Here is a 25,377-nt window from a genome sequence, read left to right as displayed (position 1 = left end):
TCCTTCCATTTTCTAAGATTCTTTGTATTTTCATTATCCCCAGAAAAACGCGACTCATACAAACCTTCAGACTTTTTAACTTTGAATAAATTTGAGCATCTCTTTTTCAGTGAGCTGTCCATTGATACGTTTAACAATTTTGCCTTCTTCATCAATGAAATAAGAGGTTGGGAATGCCACAGTTTTATACAAATTTCCGTTCACTTCCCCTTCTGGATCAAGTAAAACAGTAAAAGTATATCCTCCTTCTTCAATAAAATCTTCTACACTTTTTACACTTTTTTCGTTGTCTGTTGAGTTGATCGCTAGGATTTCAACTTCCTCTCCATGAGCCTCGCTTATTTTTTGCATCTCAGGCATCTCTTTTTTACAAGGTGGACACCATGTTGCCCAGAAATTAATAATTACTTTTTTTCCTTTCAAGTGCTCTAGGGCAATCTCCTCTCCACTTAGGGAAGAGAGTGTAAAAGATGGAGCCATTTTCCCTTCTTCAATTCCCATTGAGGTTTGGTTATTTTCAACATTTCCATTCTCATATGAACTGTTTGCTTTATTTTCTTTTGGCTGTATCATTTGCCATCCTGTATAACCAATCATAATAAGCAATAATGCAACAGCTAATCCTTTTCTCCACAAGTCTCTCACCTTCTTTCTCAATAATATGTATATATGCATGTGTTTTTTAATCCATACTTTTTATAAAACTTCGCTTTTTCTTTCTCTTGTTCCTTTTTTCGCCCATAAAAAAAGAAGGATTCTCTGAAGAATCCTTCTTTCAAAACATTATGCCATTGATTTAGATTGAAGTTTGTCGCGAAGTACCATTTGTAAGATACCGCCGTGACGATAGTAATCAATTTCCACTTCACTATCAAAGCGAACAAGTGCTTCAAACTCTGTAACTTTACCAGTTTCATCTGTTGCTGTTACTTTGACGAAGTCACGTGGTTTTACATTTTCATCAATCACAATGTTGAACGTTTCTTTTCCTGTTAAACCTAGCTTATCAGCGCTGTCGCCTTCTTTAAATTGAAGAGGAAGCACGCCCATAAGAACAAGGTTGCTACGGTGAATACGCTCGAAGCTTTCTGCAATAACTGTTTTAATGCCAAGAAGGTTTGTTCCTTTAGCAGCCCAGTCACGAGAGCTTCCCATTCCATAGTCTTTTCCACCCATTACGATAAGTGGTGTGTTGTCTTCTTTATAGCGCATGCACGCATCATAGATAGACATTGTTTCGCCTGTTGGCCAGTATGTTGTATAACCGCCTTCAGTGCCTGGAGCAAGCTGGTTACGAATACGGATGTTAGCGAATGTACCGCGCATCATCACTTCGTGGTTACCACGACGAGATCCATATGAGTTGAAATCACGAATTTCAACATCGTTGTTTAGAAGATAGCGACCTGCTGGTGATTCTTTCGCAATTGAACCTGCTGGTGAAATGTGGTCTGTTGTTACAGAATCTCCAAATTTACCAACTGCACGAAGACCAACAAGTGGTTTTACTTCTTCAATATCTTGTGTTAACCCTTCAAAGAACGGTGGATTTTGAATGTATGTTGAATCATCATTCCAAGTGTAAAGAGGTTCTTCACTTGTTTTAATATCGTTCCAACGTTCATTATCATCGAACACACGCTCATATTGCTTACGGAATAATTCTGGTGTTACGTTATTCTTCACAACTTCATCAACTTCTGTCATAGATGGCCAGATATCTTTGAAGTAGATTTCATTTCCATCTTTATCTTTTCCAAATGAATCTGTTTGAAGATCAACATCAACCGTTCCAGCTAGTGCATATGCTACAACAAGCGGTGGAGATGCTAAGTAGTTTCCTTTCACAAGCGGGTGGATACGTCCTTCAAAGTTACGGTTACCTGAAAGAACAGACGTTACAAGAAGATCGCTCTTAGCTACTGCTTCTTCAATTTCTTGCTCAAGTGGACCAGAGTTTCCGATACATGTTGTACAGCCATAACCTACAACGTTGAAACCGATTTTCTCAAGATATGGAAGAAGTCCTGCTTCTTCAAGGTAACCTGTTACAACTTTTGATCCTGGTGCTAGTGATGTTTTCACATACTCAGGAACGATGAGACCTTTTTCAACGGCTTTCTTAGCAACAAGACCTGCTGCAACAAGTACGTATGGATTTGATGTATTTGTACAGCTCGTAATTGCAGCAATTGCAATTGCGCCTGTTTTCATTGTTGTTTCACGGCCATCATTAAATTTCACCGTTACTTCTTTATTTTTCTCTGTTGCTTCTAAGCCGAATCCTTGGTTTCCAGCTGGTGCAACAAGGGCTTTATTAAATTCATCTTTCATTTGAGAAAGTGGAATTAAGTCTTGTGGACGTTTTGGTCCAGACAAGTTAGCTTCGATTTCACTTAAGTCGATCTCAACAACGGATGTGAACGTTGGATCTGGCGTACCTTCTGTATAGAAGAGGCCATTTTTCTTACAGTACTCTTCAACAAGTTTGATTTGTTCTTCTTTACGACCTGTTAGACGCATGTAATTTAGTGACTCTTCATCAACAGGGAAGAATCCACATGTTGCGCCATACTCAGGTGCCATATTGGCAATTGTTGCGCGGTCTGCAAGCGGTAGACCTTTAATACCAGGGCCAAAGAATTCAACAAACTTTCCAACAACGCCTTTTTGACGAAGTACTTGCGTTACTTTTAACGCTAAGTCTGTTGCTGTTGTTCCGTTTGGAAGTGCTCCTGTTAGTTTAACACCGATAACTTCTGGTACTGGGAAGTAAGATGGTTGACCAAGCATACCTGCTTCAGCTTCGATACCACCAACGCCCCATCCTAGAACACCGATACCGTTAATCATTGTTGTATGTGAATCTGTTCCAACAAGCGTGTCTGGGAATGTTTCAACTTCTCCATCCTCATTTTCAACAGCTTGCACAACGTTTGCTAAATATTCTAAATTTACTTGGTGAACAATCCCTGTTGCTGGTGGAACTGCACGATAGTTGTTAAATGCTTTCTGTGCCCAGTTAAGGAAGTTATAGCGCTCTGCATTACGTTCGAACTCAAGGTTCATATTAAAACGAAGTGCATCTTCGCTTCCTGCTTTATCAACTTGAACAGAATGGTCAACAACAAGATCAACTGGGATTTCAGGGTTAATTTTATCAGGATCTCCGCCCATATCTGCCATTGCTTTACGTAAAGATGCAAGGTCAACAACGGCCGGAACACCTGTAAAGTCTTGGAGAATAACGCGAGAAGGCTTGAATGGAACATCTATATCTTTAATATCTGATGTGCCCCATTTTGCTAAATTCTCTACGTGTTCTTTTGTAATTACGCGTCCGTCTGCTTGGCGAAGAACGGATTCTAGAAGAACCTTCACAGAGTACGGAAGTTTTGAAACTTTTCCTGCTCCTGCTTCTTCAAGCGCTTGCAAACGATAGTAATGATATGTTTTTCCATCTACAGTAAATGATGAACGTGCATTGAATAAATCTTTGCTCATTCGATTACCCCCTTAAGTAATATGTATCAGCAGACTTTTCCACCTTGTAAAACTTCTCTCAAACTTATCTTAATATAACCTCATACATAAGTAAATAAAAAGAATGTTATTAGTTATTATAAGTTTTACTTATTATTAAGTTTACTTTTCTACAATTTTATCTAATAATTTATAATGGTCTGTTTTTTATGATTATTTTTTCTTTTTTCTGGAAGTTCGATCTTTTCTCTCTTTCCCGAAAAAAAGAAAAGAAAACATTCTTTTTTTTATTATCATTTACCAAACTTCCCACGTCTATTGCCCCCTTTTCCCATACATAAAACTTCTTCATTTTCTCATCCTATAAGAGAGCAGTTCTGCTCATCCTTTACAAGAGAAAGGAAGGCCCACAATGAACAAAAACAACGGTAAAGATATTCGAAAAAACGCACCAAAAGGTGATAACCCCGGTCAGCCTGCTCCATTGAGCGGCTCACATAAAGTAAAAAACAGACAGCACTCGCGTCAAAAACAACACAGTCATCATGACATGTAAAAAAACAGGATACCTTTTGGTATCCTGTTCTCTTTTTACACACCATTTATTCCCTTGCAGAATACACTGTACGAGGAAGAATAGAATGGTGGAGGAAGAATAATGAAAAAGGAAAACGCTCACAATGAAAGTGAGCTTAGCGACGATTTTAATGCATGGGTAGATTATGTGTTTTCACACCCTTTTTTGCATTATGTTGAACAAAACTATGCCCGTATTGATCTTTTTGAAACAGAGCAACACTATATTATTGAAGCCGAACTTATTGGTTATGAACGAGAGGATATTTCCCTTCTGCTAGAGGAAGATGCGCTTAAGCTTTCAGCTTTTCATTCTCTTTCAAATGAGCAGAAGATAGAACAAATTATTGATTTTCCCTTCAGCTTACAGGAGCGAGAAATTCGCGCTGTTTTTCATAAGTCTATTTTAGAAATCTTTATAGCTAAAACTCGTACTGATTTTACCCTCTCTTCTCATATCCCTATTACTAGCCGCTAAAAAGGGACGTGTTGCTTAACGTCCCCTTTTTATGTTAGCTGAAGTCCGATTAAACCGATAACCATCACAAGAAAGCTAATAATAAGCGGTGACTTCTTTTTTTTCTCTTTTTTAAACACTCCATACATAAACGTTGTAGCGTATAAAATGAGGCCCAAAAACCCAATTGCTGTTAAGAATGCAAACATTATATCACCTCATCTTTCATTTCATATGTAGCATAATTGTTTTTTTCGATAGAATCAATCATGGAAAATCCTGTTTTCATGAAGTAAAATAGAGATAACTTATAAATAAAGGGTGATCATATGCTGTCAGGGTGGTTCTTATGGTTTATTCTTTTTTGGGTAATCATACTTTTTGGCCTATTTGCAATTGGCGGTTTTTTTATGTTTCGCAAGTTTTTAAAACGCCTCCCAAAAGAAGACGGTATGAGCGATCTAGACTGGGAAGACTACTATATTAAACAAACTCGACAACTATGGAGCAAAGAACAAAAACAGCTGCTTGAAGAGCTTGTTGAACCTGTTCCAGAGCTATTTCGTGATGTAGCTCGCAACAAGATTGCTGGAAGTATAGGACATCTTGCTTTCAAACGCCGAGTAAAGGAACTGACAGATGATATTATCATTGAAGGCTACATCATTGCAACACCAAAACGCGACCATAAATTTCTTCGCAAAAAGTTAAAAGAAAAAGAAATCGACCTCGCCCAATATCAGCAATTTTTCACGTAAGAATATAAAAAGCGGCCAATCGGCCGCTTTTCTTTTATACCATTTTTGTTTTATTGAACATTTCTTGCTCTAACTTACGGTACGAACGATACATTGCAATGCGCCAAGGCACAATCATACCAAAGGCCAGAATCCAGAACATGCCGCTAAGCTGCCCAATATCAATGGACATGCTTAAATATGATTTAAGACCGATTCTTACAATTAAAAGCGTAATAAGGATAAGCGCAAAAGCTTTAGATCGTTTCAAATAAATAGCTTCATCTCGTATTTCGAATTTTGATGTTTTGATAAGTAAAATAGAAAAGAGCATACCTAAAAGAATAGCTTCTAAAAACTCAGATAGAGAAACTCGAAAAAACGGATCAATAAACATAAGTGCTCCTGTGCTCATAAAAAATGGCGGCAGGATAATTTTTTTAGCATTTGTTGGTTTCTTTGAGGCTTTAATCCGTACCACAATAACAGTAAGAGCCATTAATGTTGCAATTATCGCTGAAAAGATCGTAACTGTATTGACCATTATAATCCTTCCTTTTTTCGATAAAGTTATACTACTAGTATAACCAATATAACGTTAAAAAAGAAGAGGGACACCTTTTTTATTTGAAAGAAGATCTTTCTTTTGCTTGTGTCCGTATATTAAGGATGTGGCGAAGTTGGAGAACTTCCTTCTGGCGTTACAGCATTCTTTTTCACCTTTTGTTTCTTTAGGCTTTTTAAAAGGAAGCCACCTTTAAATTTACGCGGCTCGTAAGAAATAATAAAAGCACGCGCGTCATACTCCTCAATAAGACGAAAAAGTTCGACTTCTCGATTTCGCTTTGTTAGAATTTCAAGCTGGTAGCGTACGCTGTCTCTTCCTTCACCTTCAAAGACCGTTACACCAAAGCCTTCTTGGCGAAGACGTGCAATAAGCTCTTCATTTTTATTGTCCAAATTCACAATAAATGTTGTAAAGCCAATCGCTAGTCGATTTTCAACATAGCTTCCAATTAAGATTCCAACACCAAAGCCTACTGCGTATACAACCATCGCAGCTGTACTTTGATCACCACTAAAAACAAGGGATAATCCAAAAACATAAATAAGAGCTTCCAAAAAACCGAAAACTGAAGCATACGTACTCATCCCTTTAACAAGCAGAAGCGTCCTTAATGTTAAAACAGGAACATACACAAGCTGCAGCAGCAAAATCAAGATAATCTCTTTCAAAAGACCCACCTCTTCGTACCTTCAAGATCTTCAATTATCCATTGAATCGATATTATTTTACCACTCAAGTTCTTCGTTGGAAATAGACTTTTTCATAATTTTTTTTATTATTTTTTTTCAGAGACTCAAAACCTGCCAATCCCTTGGCTTTCAAGGGATTGCGTCACATTCTAAAAAGTGAAGAAACGCGTAAAAAAAACCTATTTAACATCTGTTAAACAGGTTTTCGAAACAACCGGTGAACGGTATCAAGTACTGTTGTTTTATGAAATGGTTTGACAATGTAATCTTTAGCGCCAGATTCAATTGCTTTGACCATCATCTTCTGCTGACTAACAGTTGAGCACATCACAATTTGTGCATCCTGAAATTCACTATGTATACGTTTTAATGCTTGAATTCCATCCATTTCAGGCATTGTCACAACCATAATCACAAGGTTAGGGCGAAGAAGTCGATACTTGTCAATGGCTTCTGACCCTGGCGCTGCTTCTCCTACGACTTTATATTCGCTTGTTTATAAAATCCGTGCAAGAGTTTGCCGAATAAATTGGGAATCATCCATGATGAGAACACTTGCCACTCTTGTAGCCTCCTAAAAAAATCCTCGTACATTCTATGTTTTACTCTACCAACCAATAAGACCTTTTTCGATGCTTTCCACCATTAAAACCCTTGAAATCCTCCAAAGAGACTTGTAGAGTACACAATTATTTTGGTCATCCAGTCAAAATAAAGAACAACCCCCATTGCTACCATCAAGCCTCCCCCCACCTTTGTGAAGTGGCGGCTATATTTTTTAATCCATTTCGCTCCTCCAATGAAGAAAGACAGGAGAAAAAAAGGAATTGAAAAACCAAGAGCATATGCTGTCATATAAAGGAGCCCTGAACCTGGATTTGTTGCAGCAAGCGCCATAACAGATACAAGAATAGGCCCTGTACACGGTGTCCATCCTGCTGCAAAGGCAACACCAATTAAAGACGAACCTAGAAGCCCGCTTGGCCTCTTTGTAAAACTAAGTTTTCGATCTTTCATTAAGAAAGTAGGTTTTAAAATACCAAGCACAATCAGCCCAAAAAACACAATGAAAATTGCTCCTATTTGTCTAATAAAGTCTTGATAATTATGAAACCACGTTCCAACAAAAGATGTGGCAAACCCAAGGGCAATAAAAATAACGGAAAAGCCTAAAATAAAGAAAAGCGTATGAAACATCGCCATTTTCCGTCCGGCTCGCTCTCCCTCTTTTAATTTCTCAACTGAAACCCCCGTTATATAAGAAAGAAAGGCTGGATATAATGGTAGACAGCAAGGAGAAATAAACGACAAAACACCTGCGCCAAAGGCAAGGAAAAGATTAATATCAGAAACCATATATGTTCCTCCTCCTTTTGCTCTACTTTTACATGTAGTATAAAAATACCATATCTAACAATTTTTATTTTAATTCCCTGAATTCCTTTTCTTGAATTCCATAATCTAGTATAATAAAAACAACCTTAAGGAGAAAGGACAATGAGCGTGTCAAAACAGGAAATGTTACTGAAAATCGAGAAAAAACGATCAGAGCTAGCAAAAATTGTTCAACACACAGGATTAAATTCAGATCCTGCCCTTCAAGGAAGTCAGGAACTCGATCACTTACTTAATCAATATACCAAATTATATGAGCAACATCTTCACACAATGAACTACAGCAAAAAAATGTTTCAATAGTAAGCACGTTCACGGCTTGATAAATCTAAAGTCCGAGAACGTGCTTTATTTTTTAAAAGATATTTTCTAGTGTCCCTCTCTTTTTTGACATTTTTACGATAAGAAAGGAAACAAACTATGAACTACTCAAAAAAGATAAGTGCAGAGCAGGACGCAAAGCGCTTATTTTAGGGTATTGTGCTTTCTAGGCTTGCCCTTACTTCTTTCATCTCTTTCATCATATCCCTGTGGTCAGCCGTCAAAATAGGCGTCTCTTCTCTACATTTTATGCACTTCACTTACGGAATCGTATTCTTCCTTATGAGAAGTTGAAAAATCCGTTACTTTTCCTTTCATACTCTGTAAAAGCTTTGTTTCTATTTCTCCTGTCATTGCTGGACTTTTCACAAATGTAACTTGCTGTAAGGCTTTATTAAGCGTTTGAACAGCAAGCTTTCGCTGACCGCTTCTTTGATGAAAACATGCTTTGATTTTCAAGGAAGAAATTCGCTCACTTCTATCGTCTAGTGATACCTCTTCCTCATAGACTTCCTCATACTCATAAATCATGTTTTGCATAAAAAGATAGTTAGCCAGAAGCTGACGTTTGTATATACTTTCAAAAGAGGAGGAGAAAACTTTCTTTAAGAGTCCTGCCCCTTCTCGGTACCGTTCTTGTAGAAGGTAGTAAGAACTTATATAAAGCATTGTGAGACAAACTAAATCAATCTGGACACTATTATCCTTATCAAGCGTTTTCATTTGATCTAACAACTCTTTTTTCATTTTAGAGAAAGCCTCATTGTGAAGCTCTGTTACCTTCTCCACACTTTCTAAATAGTGACGAGCTTTTATCATATTCGTGTAGAGGCGACTCGTATTGTCATTTTTAAATAAAAGAGTAAGACTATACCCATCAGAATACTCTTTATGATATGTTGCTGGTGTAAGCGATATAACAGCTACAACAAGATTAGAAAGGCCAAGAAGGATAGAGAAGAAAGAACCATTTATGAAGAAAGCTACAAAGGACCCGATAAAAATGAGAACATTAAGCATACTTCCTGACAAAAAATAACCTATATATCTCTTTCTCATTTTTTCATATTCAGACATCCCTGGCGTCATCACAACTTGTCCCCAGTTAACCCAGCTCTTGTTCTCTGTCACTTGGATTTTATCCCTCTGTTTAGATACAACAAGGGGACCAATTACAAAGCGTTCAAATGTATAACCATTTGCTTTACAAAATAAGAAATGACCAAGCTCATGGCAAAGAACAGCAAGTAAAATAGCAAGCAGTGGGAGCACTCCAATAACTACAAAAATCCCCCAATCAAACGTAACATAAGTAATGAAAGTGAAAATGATAAATAAAACAAAGTAAGGTAGCGGAAATTTAAACGTGTTCACTCTTTTCCATTCCTCCAGTTTTAGTTTCAATCTTTCATATGTCCTACTCTCTAAACGAAGTGAGACAGGTATCTTTTATGTTATGTTTCGTTCTCTCTCCTTCTTTCTCCTTGTTCTATTCAAAGGTTTTCAAAAAAAGAAGAAGCTAGGAGAGAATGGATATTTCTAGCCTTACATTTTTCGGTCAACTTTCTCAGACAATTGATCTATTTTCTGTTCCAACCGTGCTAAATATTGCTGTTTCTTTTTTTGTTGCCTTATCATCTTTAAGATGAACTTTAGGATAAAACCTACAATGGCTAGAAGAAGAATCATCATCAATAGTTGATAAATAGCATCTCCGATAGCAAAGCTTCCCATCTACTTCCCCCTTTATATATATACCCAGTTAAAAATATACAATCACCCTTATAATACCATATATCTCCAACTGTTTTAACATAAAAAAAACCACCCTCTCTATTGTGATACTGTACAATAGAAAAAGTGATTTTCAGACGGATTCCGCTATTATGGTAGCTTTCACAATCGAGAAACAAACCAAATGCTTGTCCTTTGTAAAGATGAAGACAAATTACTTGTCAATTTGACTGTTCATAGCTTTCATCATTTGGTTAATTTTCTTTTGCGACGGCTTCATGCCCATTTGCATCATCATCATTTTGAGCATTTGCTCATTAATTGGTGGATTTTTCTTTAAGTAGCTCATCATATATTTACGAGCAATGAAAAATCCTAGTGCTATTCCAACAAGTAATGCTAGAACACCAACTAGAATGGGTACCCACATAGTTATATTTCCTCCTTCATGTTGTCTACATTACAGTGTACTAAAACACGTTTTATTATACAACACTTCATCTACAATTTCTCTATTTTACCCAAATTTTCTTTGTTCTTCAACAGGACTTTTCAACCAATTGTAGTGTCCGTTTTCAGAATTTGTAATAAAATAGCGAGAATCATACGTTGCTAACAGTTTTAACACAAGATGCTCTATTTTATACGGACCGTTTGCATGTAAAATCATAAGGTGATCATTCATGCAAAGAGCAGCTTCACTTCCGTTTTGTTGACAAACAAGAAGTGAGCCTCTCATAAATACCCGAAAGCGAGGAAGCCCTGCAAACCCATCTCGTAAATATTCACGCACTTCTAAAACCGGCACAAGGTTTGTAATATAGCGTACTTGTTTTTCAATTTCTTTATAGTAAACATGCTCTTTATATTTAAATTCCTTTAAAAGACCGCCAATCATTTCTGGTCTCGCCCCGTAGTGAGCCCAAAACGGTTCTTTAATTGAATAGAGTTCATAAGTTCTCAACGCTCATTCTCCCCTTTGCGTCTTTTCCTATTATTATATAGGGAAAAAGAAAAAAGGCTTGTCTATCGCTGACGAGGAGAAGCACTTGTTTTGTCGAATTGAAAAAAAGACTGTCATAACGACAGTCTTTTTTTCATTACTGTAGATTTTATGCGTTTAGTAAATTTTTCACGCGAGCTACAACATTTTCAGTAGAGAAGCCGTATTCTTCTAATACTTTTTCTCCTGGGCCAGAAGCACCGAAACCGTCAATTGCTAGGACTTCGCCTTCTCCGCCTACATATTTATGCCAGCCGAATGAAGATCCCATTTCAATACCAAGACGTTTTGTTACAGCGCTTGGAAGTACGCTTTCTTTATAGTCAGCTGATTGAGCTTCAAAACGATCAAATGATGGAATGCTAACAACTGCAACATCGATATTGTCTTTTTTAAGCTCTTCTTGTGCCTTCATAGCCAAACCTACTTCAGAACCTGACGCAAGTAAAAGTGCATCTGCTGTTTCTTTTTGTGCAGGAGAAACGACGTAAGCACCTTTTGAAACGCCTTCGTATGCTTCTTCGTGCGTAATATCAAGCGTTGGCAAACCTTGACGAGTAAGCACAAGCATTGTTGGTTGATCAGTAGATTCAATTGCTAAGCGCCATGCTGCTCCAACTTCCATTGCATCTGCTGGACGCAATACAGAAAGATGAGGCATTGCACGGAATGATGCAAGTTGTTCAACAGGCTCATGTGTTGGACCATCTTCACCAACAGCAATGCTATCATGTGTGAACACGTATGTTACAGGTGTTCCCATTAAAGCTGAAAGACGAATTGCTGGACGAAGGTAGTCAGAGAATACGAAGAACGTACCGCCAAATGGTTTTAAACCGCCATGTAAAGCTAAACCATTTAAAGCTGCTCCCATCGCAAATTCACGAACACCGAACCAAATATTACGTCCGCTGTAGTCTTCTGCTGTAAAGTCACCAGATTTTTTAATTGATGTTTTATTTGAACCAGCTAAATCAGCAGAGCCGCCGAAGAAAGATGGAATGTTTTCAGCAATCGCGTTTAACACGTCTCCTGAAGATGCACGTGTTGCAACTTCTTTACCAGCCTCAAAGCTTGGTAAAATGCTGTTCCAGTCTACATCTACTTCGCCTTTTAAAGCTTTTTCGAACTGCTCAGCAAGCTCGCCATGCTGCTCTTTGTATTCTGCAAAAAGCTTGTTCCATTTTTCTTCGCTTTCTTGTCCTTTTTGAACAATTGTGCTTTCAAAATGCTCGTACACTTCATCAGGCACGTGGAAATCTTGTTCAAATGTCCATTTATAAGCTTCTTTTGTTAACTTCATTTCGTCTTCACCAAGTGGTGCACCGTGAACACCTGAGGTACCAGACTTGTTCGGAGAACCATAACCAATTACTGTTTTCACTTCAATTAATGTTGGACGTTTTGTATCTTTTTGTGCTTCTTCAATCGCCGCATTAATTTCTTCAATGTTGTTTCCGTCTTCAACACGGATAACTTGCCATCCATATGCGTTGAAACGACCTTCTACGTTTTCAGAGAATGAACGATCAAGTTCACCATCTAATGAGATATCATTTGAATCATAAAGAACGATAAGACGACCAAGTTGTAAGTGTGCAGCAAGTGAAGCAGCTTCGCTTGCAACCCCTTCCATAAGGTCTCCGTCTCCACAAATTGAATATGTATAGTGGTTTACGATGTCAAAGTTCTCTTTGTTGTAAGTTGCTGCTAAATGTCTTTCACCCATAGCCATACCTACAGCCATTGCGATACCTTGTCCTAATGGACCTGTTGTTGCTTCAACACCAGCTGTATGACGGTATTCTGGATGTCCAGGTGTTTTACTTCCCCATTGACGGAAGTTTTTGATTTCGTCCATTGATAGATCATAGCCTGAAAGGTGTAGAAGGCTATACAGAAGCATTGATCCGTGACCCGCTGATAACACGAAACGATCGCGGTTAAACCATTCAGGGTTTTTCGGATTATGATTCATAAATTTTGTCCATAAAGCATATGCCATTGGAGCTGCGCCCATTGGCATTCCAGGATGTCCTGAGTTTGCTTTCTCAATTGCATCAATAGAAAGTGTGCGAATAGTAGTAATTGATAAATCTTCAATACGTTGTGACATTTTCTTTCCTTCCTTTCTGCTAACAAAAATCTAATAATAACTCTATCATACTAATATTGCCTTGATTTGTACAACAATTCAATAGCAATTATAGCATTTCTTATTAACGATGTTTTCACTCATAAAATACAAAAAAAGGTCAGAGTATAGCACTATTTCTCCTCTAACCTTTTTATGATAACCCATTAATTTAATTTGTTACGTTTTTGACTCTCTTTTAACTTTTTCGGTGTAACATCATTGCCTTCTGGATCGACAATTTTGACCGAATGTAAGGAATTGGTCATTGATTTACGAAAAGTTTGTAAATATTCTTGTCGTAAATTTTTTTGTTCAGAAGCTTCTTTTTCTGTTAAACCTTCTGTTTTTGCTTTGTTTGCAAGCTCATTAATTCGAGCAATTTTATCTTTTGATAACATTGTATTCTCCTTATAAAAAGTTCTCGTTTATGTACATATCGTACAAAAGAGAGGGTAAATTAGCAAGTAAGTTACCTTATTCTATTTCAATGTCCATTTTTTCATTCTCTTCTTGTTCTTTCATATGTTCCTGATAGCGACGGTGAACTGTTGCTTTGCTAACATCATACCCTAATCCTCTTAGCGTTAAAGCAATATCATAAAACGTCAGCTTTTTAGCGCGAAGTCTTATAATGTCTTCAATCGGAACTTCTTTTTTGTCTCGTCCACCGCTTGTTCTATTTTTTAAGTTTAGTTCAGGTTTATATCCGTTTTCTACAGCTCTCTTCATTCCCCGCTTAATTTTAAAACGAACAATTTGGCGCTGATATTCTTCAACAGCAGCTAAAATATTTAAAACCATTGTGTCACTTTCAGATAAATAAAGCTCACCTTGTTCATTCAACGTGTAAACTTTAGCACCCGCTTTTTTCAGTTCATGCATAAGCGCTACTTTACTGTTGCCACGTCCAAGTCTTGTATCATCCTGTACAAGAAGCACATCTCCTTTTCCTTCTTGAAAAAGAGTAAGTGCTTCAATAATTCCATCACGTTCAACGTCATATCCACTATGACGCTCTTCAATAACTTTTATAATTTCAAAACCGTGCTTTTTAGCAAGCTCTTCTAACTCTTCCCTTTGCCTTATTAATGATGTTGTTTGACTTTCTTTTTCCGTGCTTACCCGACAATAAATAATCGCTCTCATATTTCGCCCCTACACAGTGTTTTTAATCTATTATTTCACGAAAGAAAAGAAAACAGCAAGAATCTATTACTGTGTTTTAGCAACAAGCGCATTGTTTAGTTTTTCTTTTAAAACTGGAATATAAATTTCTTCGCCTTCTTTAAGGTCTTTCTTCTCTATATTGTTCTGCTTCTCGACCCAATCTATAAAATCAACGGTTGAAAGCTGATGATTCCCTTGATACTCGTTCGCTAATCCCCAAAGCGTATCGCCTGCTTTAACGGTAACAATGGCATATTGATCAAGCTCTGGCTCTTTTGACACGTTCAATATAATAAATGAAAAAAGTGCAAGTCCTGCAAAAAATGTGACATAGTATGTAAGTGAATTAGTCCTCTTTTTCATCTTTCTCCCACCCTTAAGAATGTATGTTCGGAATATACGTTCTTATTTTATCTCTTTCATTCTTTTATTGTCAACGGATTTTTTTCGAACTTATGTTTGTATCTATGAAAAAACCATGTTATAATCCTAGTAAGATTGAGCTAGATTTGAGGTGAATCCCAATGACAAAGTTATCGAAGAGACAGCAACAGATTTTGAGTCATATAAAAGAATGTGTAAAACTTAAAGGATATCCCCCGTCAGTACGCGAAATTGGTGAAGCAGTCGGACTTGCATCAAGCTCAACGGTTCACGGGCACTTAGCTCGCCTTGAAAGCAAAGGATTAATTCGACGTGACCCTACAAAACCGCGTGCAATCGAGATTCTGGACTTAGATCAAACAAACGATGTTCAAAAAAATAATGTTATTAATGTTCCGGTTATTGGTAAAGTAACAGCAGGACAGCCTATTACAGCGATAGAGAACATTGAAGAATATTTTCCGTTACCTGATAAATATGCAGCTCCTGATGAGCACGTATTTATGCTTGAAATTGTGGGAGATAGTATGATTGAAGCTGGAATTCTAAATGGCGATATGGTAATTGTGAGACAACAGCAAACAGCGAGCAACGGCGATATTGTTGTTGCTATGACAGAAGAAAATGAAGCAACAGTAAAACGTTTCTTTAAAGAAGAAAACTATATTCGTTTACAACCTGAAAACGCGACAATGGCTCCTATTATTTTGAACAATGTTTCAATTTTAGGAAAAGTTATTGGCGTATATCGCTCGATTCATTAGAAGGCGTAAAAAATCCCTCTTTAAATAAGGAAGAGGGATTTTTTACGCTATGTAATGATCATGTACAACCTTCGCACTCGTAATAATGATCTTTTGCTTCAATAACTTTGATCAGTTTGCCAATCTTCACATCATCTTCATCTGTAAACTCAATATCTGCCACGCGCTCTAGAATTTGAGATGCTGCTTCTTCTTCACTTTGCGCAACAACGCTAAACTCTCCTTCTTTCTTTAGCGAAAGCACTTCGTATTGAAATAAATAACGATTCATTTTCTCCTCTCCTTTCCTATAAAGTATATCCTAATATACACTAGCAGAAAGAATGCGCGCAAGAAATCTGATTACGCTCTTTCTCTTATCAGATGCCAAACAAAGAAAAGTTTGATACAATGTTTGCTTAAGAGTACAAATGCTACTGGCATCATGATAGAGAAAGTGGTGAAAAGCACATTGGAAAGAACAAGAAATAGAAAAAGAAGACGTCGACCAAGATGGGGCCGCATTATTCTAGCGCTTATCCTTCTTATAGTTGTTGCTGGAGGAATTTACAGCTTTATTCAATATAAAATAGGACTCTCTGAAGCTCAGGATGGAAGTTTCGCAAAAGACGGAGAGCTTTATGACTTTAATGGTTCACTTCCTAACAACGGAAAAATGAATGTCCTTTTGCTTGGAAGTGATTCACGAGGTGAAGACCACGCTCGTACAGATTCCATCCTTATTGCACACTATGATCAAGACACAAAACAACCTAAAATCGTTTCCCTTATGAGAGACATGTATGTTGACGTTCCAGGACACGGGAAACAAAAATTAAATTCTGCCTTTGCTTTTGGCGGCCCTGAGCTTTTACGTAAAACAATTGAAGAAAACTTCGGCGTTGATATTAACTACTACGCTGTCGTAGACTTTCAAGGCTTCCCAAAAGTCGTGGATGCGATTGCTCCAGACGGTATTACTGTAACAGTTGAAGAAGAAATGTCTTCTGGTATTGGTATGACTCTTCATGAAGGAAAACAAACATTACATGGTGACAAACTTCTTGGCTATGTTCGCTTCCGCCACGATAGTTTAAGTGACTTTGGACGCGTTCAACGTCAGCAAGAAGTGCTAACAAAACTGAAAAAAGAAGCCGCAAGCATCGGCAGTGTCTTCAAACTTCCAAAATTGCTCGGTCTTACAGATCCGTATGTTGATACAAACATTGATCAAAAAACACTTCTACTCCTTGGAAAAGACTTTGCTACAGGAAGTACAAAGGAAGTTAAAACACTTCGCCTCCCTCTTGACGGTACATTTGAAAATGCCCGTGAAGACGTTGGATCTGTGTTAAGTATTGATAAAGAAGAAAATAAAAAAGCTCTACAAGAGTTTCTTAACTAAATGAAGGAAGACTCACATTTTCACAATGTGAGTCTTTTTTTATATCATTTTATCTTTTAGAACATATATTAATAAGAACATAAATAACCTCTGTTGTATTTTCTAACAAAGCTTTTTATACTTTAATGAGAGTTTCTAAAAAACAGGAGGCATGGATATGGGGGAATTTGAACGTCATAGCACCTTTTTTTCGGGTTTTCTAAACAGCCACTATTTGCGTGAAAAAGACAAACATATTTATAAAAAAGAAACACCTCTTTATAAGTTTAACATTATTGGTGCCGGGATGATTGGCCATGAGCATATTAAAGCAACGATGTTAGAAGGACGAGCTACAGTTCACGGCATATATGATCCTAATCAAAAAAGTGTTAAAGAAGCGCTTCATATGATTGAGGAAAGCTTTCCGGGTCATGTTGTCCATGTTTATGATGATTTGAAAGCAGCGTGCGAAGATTCTGATGTTGATGGACTCATTATTTGCACCCCAAATTATACACATAAAGAAATTGTGGAAGAAGCAATGAAATCTGGAAAACATATTTTACTTGAGAAACCAATGGCAACTACGCTGAAAGATGCATGGATCATTCAACAATGGGCTGAGTCTTATCAGAACGTTTTTCAAATTGGTTTGCAATATCGCTACAAAGCGCTTTACCAAGAAGCCCTTTATGAGGCAAGAGAGCGCAACTCAATTGGAAATATAAAAACGATGACGATGACAGAACACCGCCTTCCTTTCTTAGATAAAGTCGAGCAGTGGAATAAATTTTCAGAACTTTCAGGCGGAACTCTTATTGAAAAATGCTGCCATTACTTTGATTTATTAAATCTATTTGCAAATGCTAAACCCTTTTCTATTTATGCAACAGGTGGAAACGCTATCAATTTTAAAGACTTTCAATATGAAGGAAAGAAAGCTGATATATTAGATCATGCAAACGTCATCATTATTTATGAAAATGGAATACATGCTTCTTTTAATTTGTGCATGTTCTCCCCCCTTTTTCATGAAGATTTAACGCTGTGCGGAGACCGAGGAAGACTATATGGATATGAAAATGAAGATTTTCTTCCATATCATAAACCATCTACACATTTAGAAGTGCTTTGTGGAGAAAGTGCTCCTGCCAAAATTACTAATCCATGCTATCCTGAAACCATTCAAAATAGCGGTCATAATGGTGGAACGTACTATGAACATAGGGCGTTTGTTGATGCGATTGCTGGAGAAAAAACAAAAGCAGCCACTCCTGCTGAAGGATTTTGGTCTATTGCAGTCGCAAGTGCTGCTGATGAGTCGATCCAAAGCGGAAAAGTTGTAAATATGCGCGAATTTCTCGATAGACAACTTTCTTAAATAATGGTTCTATTACATTTTAATGTTGATAGTAAATCAAAATTAAAGGAAACCCACCTCTAAGGGTTTCCTCCCTTCTCTTCCTAACGAACCGTTCATCACACTATTAAAGCGGTGGATTTTCCACACCTAAATGAAGCCAATCTTCTTTTGGTGGTCCATAAACCCCAAAAGGTTTTAGCCCTGCTTGACGCATTAAAACCGTAACTTGTCCGCGATGATGAACAATATGCTTAATTAATCCCATTAAAATCATAGCGTTTGATTCCTGTCTTCCGAACGCTTCTTGTATATGTTCTAGTGATTCATCTGTCCACTGTTCTTCAATGATTTTGGAGGCATAAGAACTTACATTTTTAAAGGTTTCAGCGATTTCTTTGGCGGAAGTTGGGACATTTCCTGCCTTTTCCAACCCATCTATTTTTAACCCGAAATGAGCTAAGTATTCTGGAATATTTGTTGTGAAATGCCACGCAATTCTTCCTAATGTACGACCTTCTGGATAAACTTGTTGTTTTAACGAATGGTCTGTCAAACCATCTAAAACCTTTTGAGTTAATAAGGCTTCTTTGTTCCACTCTCTAATAAAGTCTGCAATCGTTACATACATATGTAATACCTCCATCATCAATTTTCGTTTTGGAAACCCCATTCTAAAACGGTCGTTCTCGTTTTTCAAATATCCTTCTTCAATAAGCTTTTAAACGCTTTTCTCACCTTTATAACCAAAACGAACATTTGTTCCCTTTCGATTATAGCAATACTTCCGAATGGAATCAAATATTAATACTTAAATAAACACCAAAAAAAGCCGATGCATAAGCATCGGCTTTTTATTAATGTGCGCGCTGTTCAACGTTTACTCGCTTAATAAAGAACGAGATAACTAAACCAATAACAGCAACGATAATCGCAAAGATAAAGGCATGTTGAACACCGTTTGTAAACGCAAGCAGTTGATTGAGCGGGTCTTTTTGATCAGATACTGTTTCAAGGAAGCTTCTTGATCCTGAAGAAAGGATTGAAATTCCTATTGCTGTACCAATCGCTCCTGCTACTTGTTGTAATGTGTTCATAATAGCTGTTCCATCTGGATATAGCTCAGGCGGAAGCTGATTAAGCCCGTTTGTTTGAGCAGGCATCATAATCATTGAAATACCAATCATAAGCGCGATGTGTAAACCAACAATAAAGCCTGTTGATGTTTCAAGCGTTACTGTTGAGAAACCATACATTGTTCCTGCCACAATAACAAGACCAGGAATAACGAGCCATTTAGGACCAAAACGGTCGAACAATCCACCCATAACAGGGGAAAGAATTCCGTTAATAATTCCTCCTGGAAGAAGCATAAGACCAGCGGCAAATGTTGATAATGCTAATGATGTTTGTAAGTACAATGGTAGAATCATCATCGCTGAAAGCATAACCATCATACAAACTAAAATTAAGAGAAGTCCGATTACGAACATTGGATATTTAAAAGCGTTTAAGTTTAACATTGGTTTATCCATCTTCACCTGACGAATAGAGAAGGCAACTAACGCAACAACTCCAATTGCAATGGCAAAAATAACGTTTGAGCTTCCCCAGCCGCCGCCTTCACCAGCGCTACTGAACCCATATACGATTCCACCAAACCCAATTGTTGAAAGAACGATTGAGAAAATATCGATTTTTGGCTTTGTTGGTTTTGTAACATTTTGCATAAAGAAAGCACCAAACACTAATGCTACAATTAGTAACGGTAGTGAAATCCAGAAAATCCAGTGCCATGTTAAACTTTTTAAAATTAAGCCTGAAACAGTTGGCCCAACAGCTGGCGCGAACATAATCACAAGCCCGATAATCCCCATTGATCTTCCACGTTTGTGTGGTGGAATAATCACCAGAATCGTATTAAACATAAGTGGTAAAAGCAAAGCTGTTCCAACGGCTTGCACAACACGGGCAATCATTAAAACGCTGAACGTTGGAGCAATTGCTGCAATAAATGTCCCAATAATAGAGAACACTAGCGATGTTATAAAAAGCTGTCTTGTTGTAAACCACTGCAAAATTAAGCCTGAAATTGGGACAAGGACCCCTAATGTTAATAAGTAGCCTGTTGTAAGCCACTGTGCTGTTGTTTCATGAATTCCAAACCCTGTAATTAAATCTTTTAGGGCCATATTCAAGGCTGTTTCACTAAACAAGCCGATAAATCCAGCAATAAGAAATGATGTAATAATCGGCAGCGCTTTGATGTTAGAATTCGCTGCTGCATTTTGTTGATTACTCATATTAATCTGTTTTCCCCTCTCTCTTACATAATTCTTTTATATGTTAATGAACAAGCAAAGCTGGCAGCTGTTTTGCGACAGCTCGAAGCGGCCAACCGCTCTCATTTGTTTGTGACAAAATAGACGCACCTTCAAGCAGCGAATTGATGACAACAGCAAGCTCTTTTGCTCGCTCTGTTTCAAAATCAAATCGCTGTAAACATTCTGTATAAAGTGCTTGCCAGTCTTCATAAGCAGATTTGCAAACAAGACGAATGGACTCGTGAGATGATGCCATTTCAGAAGCAATCAAACCAATTTGCAGTCCATCTACACAAGCTTTTCCGTCAAAAACATCGGCAATTTTTGCTACATGATGTTGAAAAGCTTCTATTGCTGTGTCTTTCTCGCTTAAATCTTCTCGGGCGCTCTCTAATATATGTTGCCCCATTAATTTAATCGCTTCGATAGCAATTTCTTCTTTCCCATTTGGAAAGTGATAATAAAGTGATCCTTTTGGTGCTCCGCTTTTCTCGATAATTTGGTTTAGTCCAGTGCCATGATAACCTTGACGCTGAAACAGTTCAGACGCCGTATGTAAGATGACGTCTCTTGTGTTCCCTTTCTTCATCCAATCCTACCCTTCCTTCTCCAATTATAACAATTGGTCTATATAATAATAGTGGTTTTAGATTGGACTGTCAACAACTTTGTGAAAAAATTCGTAAACGTTTTTCCCTACCTTTTAATATAAGAATTTTCTTGCAAAAGATACCACTATATTTTGCAAAAATAAAACATCTAGCCTTTTTTAATTAGGTTAGATGTTTCTTAATATAGTCTAAAATTTTCGAACAGTCAGGGTGGCGTGTGAGGGCGTAAAGGAAAGTTCCTCATTTTGAACAAAGTGTCCATCTTTTATATTCATTTCAGCATAATGAACAATTTGATCTCCATGTAAAAATACAAGCAAATTAATATCATCTCGAAAACCTAAGCCGCTCCAATCCTTATAGCTTTGAACCCCGAGATCGTCCCTCATCACCTCAAGAGTTGTATATGGGGGAAAAACATACGCTTTATCCCACTGAAAATCTGTTAAAGACGCTATGTTGACATTATGAACATCACCCTGCAATGCCGTATGTAGAGAACGTTCCAATTCTTTATGACGAATATCTTTGTAGCCTAGCATTTGTCCAACTAGTAGACAAAACATAAAAAGGAAAATATATTTCTTCACTGTATTGCTCCTATGTATCTTTTTTATCTATGGCATGGAGTCCACTGTACTATCAACTAAAAAGCTTAATACCGCAATCGCAACCATTGTAAAAGTTGAAGAAAGAAGCAGCTTTTTGTACACGATATGATCTGTCGACTTCTTATAGTGAGTAAAATAAATCACTCCTCCTCCTAAAGTTGAAATTCCCCATCCCCATAACCAAGGAGCCGTATATAGCTTTTCCCATTCAAAAAGCCACAAGTATAAAATAAAAAAATGAATGATAAAAAGTAAAATTGAAATGGGATTTAACATTTTTCTCATTAATGATTACTCCTCTGAAAAGTCTTCCTAAGAAATGACGTTTTTTTATTCCATCTGTTTCATATTTTACCATATTATATTTTTAAATTACTTACAAAGATCATTTTTAATTATATTAAGTGAAAGATTTCATCATTCCCTATTAAAAATAAAAAAACTTAGAAGTAAATTCTAAGTTTTTCCCTTTTATACACTTACTTTAGGTCTGTAAAATTCATTCCAAATTTCTCCGCGACCTCCACTAATTGTTTCATTTGCTCTGGAGTTGGTGGCTCAGCTTTTGGTAATCCTTCATCTTCATTAACAGGCTTTCCTAGTTCTTTAATAAAGCTATCGAAGCCAGCAGGTGATGCGGTTACAAACATTTCAGACACTTCATCTCCTGCAACGAAGTAATGTCTAATCCCTCTTGGAGCATGCACATAGTCTCCTGCTTTTGCTTCAATGACATCTTCTCCAACAAAGAAAGTGAAGCTTCCTTTAATAATGTGGAATTGTTCATCTTCATTCGCATGGATATGTGGCGGCGGTCCCATTTTCGGAGGTTCTTGTACTTTCACTACACAGTATGCACCATTTGTTTGGTCACCAGATACAAGGATTGTTGTTTTCTCTTGCATAAAATGGTATGTATTTTGATCATTTGCTGTTCCATGTAAAGGTTTTGTGATTACTTGTTTTGATATTGTCATCCTTATCTCCCCGTTTCTATCATCTTATTGTTTAAGACTATGAACACGTCTCTAAGATATATTATACAGAGAAATATCCTTTTCTTGGTAAGAAAAGAACCAATTATTTTATAATTTTTTCCTTCACGTACAAAATATTCTTTTTCATAAATATGATAACTGAATACCTACATGTATAGAGAAGTAAAGCACTAATTCCCTTATGTAGAGGACAACTCCTCATTACTTGATTTAAATCGTTTCACATTATATTCCTTATGTAAGTATGCTTTTAAAATTTTAACATCTTCTCCCAATGCAAAGTTTGGTCTTTTAGAGAGATGACCAATCTCTTTTTCATCATCATATATCCGGCCGTTAATGGACATTGTTTTTGAATCAAAGCTAATGTCCTTTCCAGAATAATAATATTCATAGGAACCTTCTTCATCTTGCTCACTTTTATCTTCGAAATGCGTGACTTCAAAATAATAAAGTTCTCCATTTAAAGGAATGGATTTCATCGTATATGTGAACTATTTAGAATTGTTGATCGCTTATCAGAATTGTTTTAGCTCTTTTATTAAAAATAGTAGGCAAAGACAAACTCATTCGCATTTTGTTAGTCTTGCTTGTGATTGTGCTTGGTGAAGTGATGGGGGAGGAATAATAGCTAACAAAATCGCTCCCCTCCTATTCATGACTTCATCCTAGGAGTTAACTTCTGGACCTGTTTCTCGTTCTTCATTATTTATATAAAAGAAGGAGCTTCCGCTAACTAACGGAAGCTCCTTCTTTATTCAATCAATCCCAACCTCGCTGCAACGCTATACCCAGACGAGCCAAACTTAAAGCGATTTCTAAGCTCAATCAGATTCGGGCCGAAACTTCTTTCCAATGTGTCGCGATGTTCTTTCATCATCTCGTATATATACAAGTCATGTACAATCACTTCTGTAATCGGCATCACAAGACCTGGATGCATTGTCCATGCAGCACGGCTGTCGTCACCAAGTGAGAGAATGCCTGCTACAACTTCCTGATCATCAACGCTTAAAACAATCCAGCGTCCTCCATATTCTTCGGTAATTTCATCACTCGCATCATGTTCATATACTTCCGCGAAATCAAAACCAAGTGTGCCGTAAGAAACAATTAAGATTTGCACACCACGCCCAGCCGCTTCTTCGAGTTCTTTGCGTATTTCTTCTGCATCTTCCATCCAGATTTCGAGGAGAATTCGTCCTTTTGCTTCTTTGATCGCTTCTTTGGCACGATTAATAATGGCTTCATGCCCTGTAATGTTCCAAATGTTTTCTCGATTTAATGAAACATAAGAATAATGCTCAAGCGCCTCTTCCGCTACTTCAAACGAGGTTTCTGCCCTTCGTTTTTTCAAGTTAATGAGCTCATGTGGAGGAAGCGGAGTGTAAAGAGCCGGATTTTCATGACTTATCATGACTTCTCCTCTGTCAACAAGACCACCAAGTACTTCATAAATTTTAGAGCGAGGCACCCCTGAGTTGAGAGAAATCGCGTACCCTGACAATGGTGATTTTTCTAACAACGTTATATATGCTTTTGCTTCATACTCCGTAAAGTTCAGATCTTGCAAAATTTTAATAATGTCTACTTTCATGTTTTCCTCCTTCATTATCCGAGCACTATTAGAGCTATTATATCATTATTGCCCTTGACAGATAATGGCGATAATTATAAGTTATATATAGTCGCTACATTCGTAGCAACTACTTTTAGATTCAATGGAGGGGTAGAATGGATACGGTTTTGAATCAGTATGAACCAAAAGTGAAAGCAAAAAAAGTGAAAAAAGGCCTTACATTATACATAATGGCTACACTTATTGCTGTTCTCTTTTGGAGTACGTCGTTTGTAGGTACAAAAATAGCTTATGCATCATTTTCTCCACTTACACTTGGTGCAGCACGTTTTATGGTAGCAGCCATCATTTTAGGAATCATCATGCTCCTAAAAAAAGACAAAACAATTCCATCACTTAAAGACATTGGCGTAATGTCACTAAGCGGTGTATTAGGAACAACGCTTTACTTTTCAATGGAAAATATCGGTGTTGAACTTACAACAGCCTCGAATGCTGCTATTATTATTGCCGCTTATCCAGCTATTACCGCTCTTATTGAATTTATATTTTATAAAGTTAAGATCTCCTGGGCTAAAGGGATAGGCATTCTAATTGCACTTATTGGGGTTTATCAAATTTCTTATAATCCGCATGTAGCGGAAAGCGGGCATGCCTTACTTGGAAACGTGATTTTAGTTTTAGCAGGTTTCGTATTTGCTTTTTATAACTTTACAACACGGAAAGTCGTTAAAAAATATTCAATGATTACGATTTCCTTTTACCAAACATTAGCAGGAGCGATTACCTTTATTCCTGTTGCTTTTATTGAAAAATCAAGTTGGAAAATGCCGACGATGGAATCATTTTTAGTGCTTCTTTATCTTGGAATATTTTGTTCTGTTGTCGCTTTTCTTCTATATAATTATAGTTTACGAAAATTATCTTCAAGTTCCGCTGTAACGCTTATGAATCTTGTTCCGATTTTTGGAGTTATCTTTTCTGTCATTGTGCTCCATGAAGTGGTTCGCACAGCTCAAATTATTGGAGGCATTATCGTTATTTTCGGAGTTGTGTTAAGTATGAAAGAAAGTAAAAGTGGGAAAGCTAAAAGTTAATCCCTTTCAATATAGA

General features: G+C 37.2%; 31 protein-coding genes and 1 pseudogene. 8 read left to right on the top strand and 24 right to left on the bottom strand.

The genetic code is table 11. The features are described 5' to 3' along the window. Positions 1 to 75: 75 nt before the first annotated feature. Both B9N79_RS04925 and acnA read right to left on the bottom strand, forming a co-directional pair. Entirely contained in the window at positions 76 to 636 is a 561-nt protein-coding gene (locus tag B9N79_RS04925; RefSeq protein WP_019392048.1) for a TlpA family protein disulfide reductase, read from the bottom strand. Between the two features lie 147 nt (positions 637 to 783). Further along, on the bottom strand, positions 784 to 3,504 hold the full coding sequence (gene acnA / locus B9N79_RS04920) for an aconitate hydratase AcnA (RefSeq protein WP_046217728.1): 2,721 nt from the start codon (positions 3,502 to 3,504) through the stop codon (positions 784 to 786). A gap of 391 nt (positions 3,505 to 3,895) precedes the next feature. Here acnA and B9N79_RS04915 point away from each other — a divergent pair, with 391 nt between their 5' ends. Both B9N79_RS04915 and B9N79_RS04910 read left to right on the top strand, forming a co-directional pair. Further along, the gene (locus B9N79_RS04915; RefSeq protein ID WP_019392045.1) at positions 3,896 to 4,039 is read left to right on the top strand and encodes a small acid-soluble spore protein P; all 144 of its coding nucleotides are present in this window, start codon (positions 3,896 to 3,898) and stop codon (positions 4,037 to 4,039) included. 102 nt (positions 4,040 to 4,141) lie between these two features. Next, complete coding sequence (locus tag B9N79_RS04910) at positions 4,142 to 4,537, top strand: Hsp20/alpha crystallin family protein (RefSeq protein ID WP_019392044.1); 396 nt, start codon at positions 4,142 to 4,144, stop codon at positions 4,535 to 4,537. Positions 4,538 to 4,566: 29 nt separating this feature from the next. Here the strand turns inward: B9N79_RS04910 and B9N79_RS25980 are convergent, their stop codons facing one another. Continuing rightward, entirely contained in the window at positions 4,567 to 4,725 is a 159-nt protein-coding gene (locus tag B9N79_RS25980) for a hypothetical protein (protein WP_167555099.1), read from the bottom strand. Positions 4,726 to 4,845: 120 nt separating this feature from the next. On the opposite strand from B9N79_RS25980, the gene B9N79_RS04905 reads away from it, so the two are divergent. Further along, entirely contained in the window at positions 4,846 to 5,274 is a 429-nt protein-coding gene (locus B9N79_RS04905) for a DUF2621 family protein (protein ID WP_019392042.1), read from the top strand. A 34-nt stretch (positions 5,275 to 5,308) separates the two neighbouring features. Here the strand turns inward: B9N79_RS04905 and B9N79_RS04900 are convergent, their stop codons facing one another. The 4 genes and pseudogenes from B9N79_RS04900 to B9N79_RS04885 form a co-directional block, all read right to left on the bottom strand. After that, entirely contained in the window at positions 5,309 to 5,797 is a 489-nt protein-coding gene (locus B9N79_RS04900) for a CcdC family protein (RefSeq protein ID WP_019392041.1), read from the bottom strand. A 119-nt stretch (positions 5,798 to 5,916) separates the two neighbouring features. Further along, entirely contained in the window at positions 5,917 to 6,489 is a 573-nt protein-coding gene (locus tag B9N79_RS04895) for a DUF2179 domain-containing protein (protein WP_019392040.1), read from the bottom strand. Between the two features lie 214 nt (positions 6,490 to 6,703). Beyond that, positions 6,704 to 6,988 (bottom strand): annotated as a pseudogene (locus tag B9N79_RS04890) (response regulator); the annotation flags it as partial. Positions 6,989 to 7,155: 167 nt separating this feature from the next. Further along, on the bottom strand, positions 7,156 to 7,866 hold the full coding sequence (locus B9N79_RS04885; protein ID WP_019392038.1) for a cytochrome c biogenesis CcdA family protein: 711 nt from the start codon (positions 7,864 to 7,866) through the stop codon (positions 7,156 to 7,158). A 141-nt stretch (positions 7,867 to 8,007) separates the two neighbouring features. Here B9N79_RS04885 and B9N79_RS04880 point away from each other — a divergent pair, with 141 nt between their 5' ends. Continuing rightward, positions 8,008 to 8,208 carry an aspartyl-phosphate phosphatase Spo0E family protein gene (locus B9N79_RS04880; RefSeq protein WP_019392037.1) on the top strand — a complete coding sequence of 67 codons (201 nt, stop codon included), beginning with the start codon at positions 8,008 to 8,010 and terminating at the stop codon, positions 8,206 to 8,208. A gap of 258 nt (positions 8,209 to 8,466) precedes the next feature. Here B9N79_RS04880 and B9N79_RS04875 read toward each other — a convergent pair whose 3' ends face one another. The 8 genes from B9N79_RS04875 to yneA all read right to left on the bottom strand — a co-directional run bounded on the left by B9N79_RS04875 (position 8,467) and on the right by yneA (position 14,630). Beyond that, a complete protein-coding gene (locus B9N79_RS04875; RefSeq protein WP_085117868.1) occupies positions 8,467 to 9,600 on the bottom strand; it encodes a site-2 protease family protein in 1,134 nt (377 codons plus the stop codon). A gap of 171 nt (positions 9,601 to 9,771) precedes the next feature. After that, the gene (locus tag B9N79_RS04870; protein WP_040056540.1) at positions 9,772 to 9,960 is read right to left on the bottom strand and encodes a DUF4083 family protein; all 189 of its coding nucleotides are present in this window, start codon (positions 9,958 to 9,960) and stop codon (positions 9,772 to 9,774) included. Positions 9,961 to 10,174: 214 nt separating this feature from the next. After that, the gene (locus B9N79_RS04865) at positions 10,175 to 10,396 is read right to left on the bottom strand and encodes a YneF family protein (RefSeq protein WP_026009529.1); all 222 of its coding nucleotides are present in this window, start codon (positions 10,394 to 10,396) and stop codon (positions 10,175 to 10,177) included. A gap of 81 nt (positions 10,397 to 10,477) precedes the next feature. After that, a complete protein-coding gene (gene sirA, locus B9N79_RS04860) occupies positions 10,478 to 10,924 on the bottom strand; it encodes a sporulation inhibitor of replication protein SirA (RefSeq protein WP_019392033.1) in 447 nt (148 codons plus the stop codon). A gap of 148 nt (positions 10,925 to 11,072) precedes the next feature. Continuing rightward, complete coding sequence (gene tkt, locus B9N79_RS04855) at positions 11,073 to 13,079, bottom strand: transketolase (protein ID WP_040056541.1); 2,007 nt, start codon at positions 13,077 to 13,079, stop codon at positions 11,073 to 11,075. Positions 13,080 to 13,264: 185 nt separating this feature from the next. Continuing rightward, positions 13,265 to 13,498: a DUF896 domain-containing protein gene (locus B9N79_RS04850; protein WP_019392031.1), complete on the bottom strand. Its 234-nt coding sequence runs from the start codon at positions 13,496 to 13,498 to the stop codon at positions 13,265 to 13,267. Positions 13,499 to 13,574: 76 nt separating this feature from the next. Further along, positions 13,575 to 14,246 (bottom strand): YneB family resolvase-like protein, encoded by a 672-nt coding sequence (locus tag B9N79_RS04845; protein ID WP_040056542.1) that lies wholly within the window; start codon positions 14,244 to 14,246, stop codon positions 13,575 to 13,577. A 66-nt stretch (positions 14,247 to 14,312) separates the two neighbouring features. Further along, a complete protein-coding gene (gene yneA / locus B9N79_RS04840; protein WP_019392029.1) occupies positions 14,313 to 14,630 on the bottom strand; it encodes a cell division suppressor protein YneA in 318 nt (105 codons plus the stop codon). 161 nt (positions 14,631 to 14,791) lie between these two features. On the opposite strand from yneA, the gene lexA reads away from it, so the two are divergent. Continuing rightward, complete coding sequence (gene lexA / locus B9N79_RS04835) at positions 14,792 to 15,415, top strand: transcriptional repressor LexA (RefSeq protein WP_019392028.1); 624 nt, start codon at positions 14,792 to 14,794, stop codon at positions 15,413 to 15,415. A 58-nt stretch (positions 15,416 to 15,473) separates the two neighbouring features. Here the strand turns inward: lexA and B9N79_RS04830 are convergent, their stop codons facing one another. Beyond that, positions 15,474 to 15,686: a hypothetical protein gene (locus tag B9N79_RS04830; protein ID WP_019392027.1), complete on the bottom strand. Its 213-nt coding sequence runs from the start codon at positions 15,684 to 15,686 to the stop codon at positions 15,474 to 15,476. Positions 15,687 to 15,839: 153 nt separating this feature from the next. Here B9N79_RS04830 and B9N79_RS04825 point away from each other — a divergent pair, with 153 nt between their 5' ends. Next, positions 15,840 to 16,799 (top strand): LCP family protein, encoded by a 960-nt coding sequence (locus tag B9N79_RS04825; protein WP_085117866.1) that lies wholly within the window; start codon positions 15,840 to 15,842, stop codon positions 16,797 to 16,799. A gap of 157 nt (positions 16,800 to 16,956) precedes the next feature. After that, the gene (locus B9N79_RS04820) at positions 16,957 to 18,162 is read left to right on the top strand and encodes a Gfo/Idh/MocA family protein (RefSeq protein ID WP_085117863.1); all 1,206 of its coding nucleotides are present in this window, start codon (positions 16,957 to 16,959) and stop codon (positions 18,160 to 18,162) included. A gap of 106 nt (positions 18,163 to 18,268) precedes the next feature. Here the strand turns inward: B9N79_RS04820 and B9N79_RS04815 are convergent, their stop codons facing one another. The 8 genes from B9N79_RS04815 to B9N79_RS04780 all read right to left on the bottom strand — a co-directional run bounded on the left by B9N79_RS04815 (position 18,269) and on the right by B9N79_RS04780 (position 24,282). Then, on the bottom strand, positions 18,269 to 18,772 hold the full coding sequence (locus tag B9N79_RS04815; RefSeq protein WP_085117861.1) for a DinB family protein: 504 nt from the start codon (positions 18,770 to 18,772) through the stop codon (positions 18,269 to 18,271). 226 nt (positions 18,773 to 18,998) lie between these two features. Next, entirely contained in the window at positions 18,999 to 20,444 is a 1,446-nt protein-coding gene (locus B9N79_RS04810; RefSeq protein ID WP_040056546.1) for a DHA2 family efflux MFS transporter permease subunit, read from the bottom strand. Positions 20,445 to 20,487: 43 nt separating this feature from the next. Beyond that, complete coding sequence (locus B9N79_RS04805; protein ID WP_040056547.1) at positions 20,488 to 21,054, bottom strand: TetR/AcrR family transcriptional regulator; 567 nt, start codon at positions 21,052 to 21,054, stop codon at positions 20,488 to 20,490. 210 nt (positions 21,055 to 21,264) lie between these two features. Further along, positions 21,265 to 21,666, bottom strand: coding sequence for a hypothetical protein (locus B9N79_RS04800; RefSeq protein WP_048896852.1), 402 nt, complete (start codon positions 21,664 to 21,666; stop codon positions 21,265 to 21,267). Positions 21,667 to 21,693: 27 nt separating this feature from the next. Next, entirely contained in the window at positions 21,694 to 21,972 is a 279-nt protein-coding gene (locus tag B9N79_RS04795; protein ID WP_040056549.1) for a hypothetical protein, read from the bottom strand. A gap of 194 nt (positions 21,973 to 22,166) precedes the next feature. Further along, entirely contained in the window at positions 22,167 to 22,664 is a 498-nt protein-coding gene (locus B9N79_RS04790) for a cupin domain-containing protein (protein ID WP_040056550.1), read from the bottom strand. 200 nt (positions 22,665 to 22,864) lie between these two features. Next, positions 22,865 to 23,167: a hypothetical protein gene (locus B9N79_RS04785; RefSeq protein WP_085117859.1), complete on the bottom strand. Its 303-nt coding sequence runs from the start codon at positions 23,165 to 23,167 to the stop codon at positions 22,865 to 22,867. A gap of 272 nt (positions 23,168 to 23,439) precedes the next feature. Further along, a complete protein-coding gene (locus B9N79_RS04780) occupies positions 23,440 to 24,282 on the bottom strand; it encodes a TrmB family transcriptional regulator (RefSeq protein ID WP_085117857.1) in 843 nt (280 codons plus the stop codon). 137 nt (positions 24,283 to 24,419) lie between these two features. Here B9N79_RS04780 and B9N79_RS04775 point away from each other — a divergent pair, with 137 nt between their 5' ends. Then, complete coding sequence (locus B9N79_RS04775; protein WP_019392016.1) at positions 24,420 to 25,361, top strand: DMT family transporter; 942 nt, start codon at positions 24,420 to 24,422, stop codon at positions 25,359 to 25,361. Positions 25,362 to 25,377: the final 16 nt, after the last annotated feature.

Origin of the sequence: Priestia filamentosa (genome assembly GCF_900177535.1) — a bacterium.
GTDB lineage: Bacteria > Bacillota > Bacilli > Bacillales > Bacillaceae_H > Bacillus_I > Bacillus_I filamentosa.
The sequence above is the reverse complement of the archived record's forward strand: the minus strand, read 5'-3'. Positions and strand labels throughout refer to the sequence as shown.